This is a genomic window from Rhizobacter sp. P2_H2, from assembly GCF_056403375.1.
Genome location: NZ_JBFUFP010000884.1, coordinates 1 through 2,305, shown reverse-complemented (window position 1 = coordinate 2,305; position 2,305 = coordinate 1). Strand labels below are relative to the sequence as shown.

The following is a 2,305-nucleotide window of genomic DNA, read 5'->3' as shown; positions in this document are numbered from 1 at the left end:
ATCATGACGGCGCATGCCGGCGCGATCGATGTCGAGAGCGAGCCGGGGCGCGGCAGCACCTTCCACCTCTACTTCCCGCTGTTGCCGCTCCGGCCGCAGCGCGCCGACGCCACCGCCGAGCCGGCGCGCGTGCCGGCGGGCCGCGGCCAGCACGTGATGGTGGTCGACGACGACCCGGCGATGCTGTTGATGGTGGAGAGCCTGCTGCAGCGCGCCGGCTACCGCGTGACCGGCATCGACCAGCCGCGCGACGCGGCAGCGAAGCTGCAGGCCGATCCCGCGGCCTACGACCTGGTGGTGACCGACTACAACATGCCGGAGCTGACCGGCATGGAGCTGGCGGCCGAGATCGCGCGCATCCGCGCCGACCTGCCGGTGGTGATCAGCTCAGGCTTCATCTCCGACGAGATGCGGGCCGCGGCGCAGCAGGCCGGCGTCAAGGGCCTGATGCAGAAGGAGTACACGCTGGAGCAGCTGGGCGGCATCGTGCATGCCGTGCTGAACCCGGCGCCGGGCGCCGGGTGACAGGGATCACCAGCCGTCGCTGCCGCCGCCGTCCGAGCCACCACCCCCGCCGCCGCTGTCCCAGTCGCCGCCCGAGCCGAAATCGACCGAGCGGCTCGACAGCTCGTCGGCCGCGCCGTTGTCGAAGTAGCCGGGGCTCATGCCGCCATCCGATGCAGGGCTGGCCGACGACGAACCGCCGTCGCGGTGGCCGTCCAGCAGCTTCTCGGCCAGCATGCCGGCCGCGAAACCGCCGGCCGCTGCCAGGCCGGTGCCCAGCATGCCGCTGCCCTGGCCGCCGCCCATCGGGCTGTAGTTGGGGCCGTAGCCACCGCTCTGCATGCCGCCGTAGGCGGGCGCCATCGACTGCACGTTGCGGCGGGCGCTGAACATGCGCCACAGCAGCACCGCGATCACCGCGAAGCCGGCGCCCCAGATCCAGCCGGGAATGCCGCTGCTGCGCTGCGCGGCGGCGCGGGGTGCCTGCGCCGCGGTACCGGTACCGGCCGCCGTGCCGCCGGCCGAGGTGGTGGCGCGCTGCTCACGCTCCAGCAGCTGCTCGAAGCTCTTGAACTTGTCGGGCTGCGTGAAGCCGATCGCCGGGTCGAGCTGCTGCGCGAGGCGGGCCTCCTGGAGCGCGAACTCGAAGCGCTTGTTGTGCGCCAGGATCTCGGCGTAGACGTAGTGCGCCTTCGCGCTGCCGGGCTTGGCCGCGACCACGTCGCGCATCAGCACCTCGGCCTGGGCATAGTTGCCCTTCTGCACCTCGGCCTGCACATCGGTGACGGACGGCAGCGCGAACGCCGCGGCCGACACCAGACCCATGGCCACGAAGGCCAGCATGGCAAGAAGTCGTTTCATGTCCGTTTGCCTTTCATAAGGAATCTGCGGCCTTCAGGTGGGGGCCGATGCGCCGGTCACAAGGGCCTGCCGCAGCTCGGCCCGGGCGTGCCGCATCACGGCGATGCCGCCCTGCAGGCCGAGGCCGGCCATCAGCAGCGCGACCACGACATCGGGCCACATCGTACCGGTGCCGAACACGCCGACCGCCGCCAGCAGCACCGCGGCGTTCCCGATCGCATCGTTGCGGCTGCACAGCCACACCGAGCGCATGTTGGCATCGCCCTCGCGGAAGCGGTAGAGCAGCAGCGCGACGCCCAGGTTCACCGCCAGCGCCAGCGCACCGATCCAGCCCATCGTGGCCGGTGCCGGCGACGCGCCGTACCAGGCATGCCACAGCGCCAGCCCCAGCACGCCGGCGCCATAGACCGCCATCGTCGCGCCCTTGAGCCAGGCGACCCGCGGCCGCCAGACCGCGGCCATGCCGAGCGCGACGAGGCTCAGCCCGTAGTTGACGGCATCGCCGAAGAAATCGGCCGCATCGGCCAGCAGCGAGGCCGAATCGGCATGCACGCCGCCGCCGATCTCCAGCACGGCCATGCCGGCGTTCAGCGCCAGCGCGACCCACAGCACGCGGCGGTAGCCGGCCGACACCGGGCCGGTGGGCAGGTGGTCATGGGAATGGCCGTGGCCGCCTGCCCCGTCGTGGGCGTGGCTCTGGTTGTCGTGATCGCAGCAATGTCGTGACATGGACAACTCGTGGCAAGGCGGAAGCGCTGTGGCACATTCGAAAGCCTGGAGTCCCTCCAAGGTCAAGTCCCCATGCGCATCAAGGATGTATCCGAAGCCACCGGCGTGCCGGCCGACACCATCCGGCACTACGAGAAGGCCGGGCTACTGCCGCTGCCGGCGCGCGCCGGCAACAACTACCGCCGCTACACCGAGGCCGATGTGCAACGGC

The 2,305-nt window shown here is 71.3% G+C and carries 4 protein-coding genes; 2 read left to right on the top strand and 2 right to left on the bottom strand.

The annotated features are described in order from the left end of the window. On the top strand, positions 1-525 hold a 525-nt coding region (locus tag AC1D15_RS27740; RefSeq protein WP_477828538.1), incomplete at its 5' end, for a response regulator. A 6-nt stretch (positions 526-531) separates the two neighbouring features. Here AC1D15_RS27740 and AC1D15_RS27735 read toward each other — a convergent pair. Together AC1D15_RS27735 and AC1D15_RS27730 are read right to left on the bottom strand one after the other, a co-directional pair. After that, the gene (locus tag AC1D15_RS27735) at positions 532-1,365 is read right to left on the bottom strand and encodes a tetratricopeptide repeat protein (protein WP_477828537.1); all 834 of its coding nucleotides are present in this window, start codon (positions 1,363-1,365) and stop codon (positions 532-534) included. 33 nt (positions 1,366-1,398) lie between these two features. Then, positions 1,399-2,094, bottom strand: coding sequence for a cation efflux transmembrane domain-containing protein (locus AC1D15_RS27730; RefSeq protein ID WP_477828536.1), 696 nt, complete (start codon positions 2,092-2,094; stop codon positions 1,399-1,401). Between the two features lie 72 nt (positions 2,095-2,166). Here AC1D15_RS27730 and AC1D15_RS27725 point away from each other — a divergent pair. Continuing rightward, a partial coding sequence (locus AC1D15_RS27725; RefSeq protein WP_477828539.1) for a MerR family DNA-binding transcriptional regulator occupies positions 2,167-2,305 on the top strand: 139 nt, incomplete at its 3' end.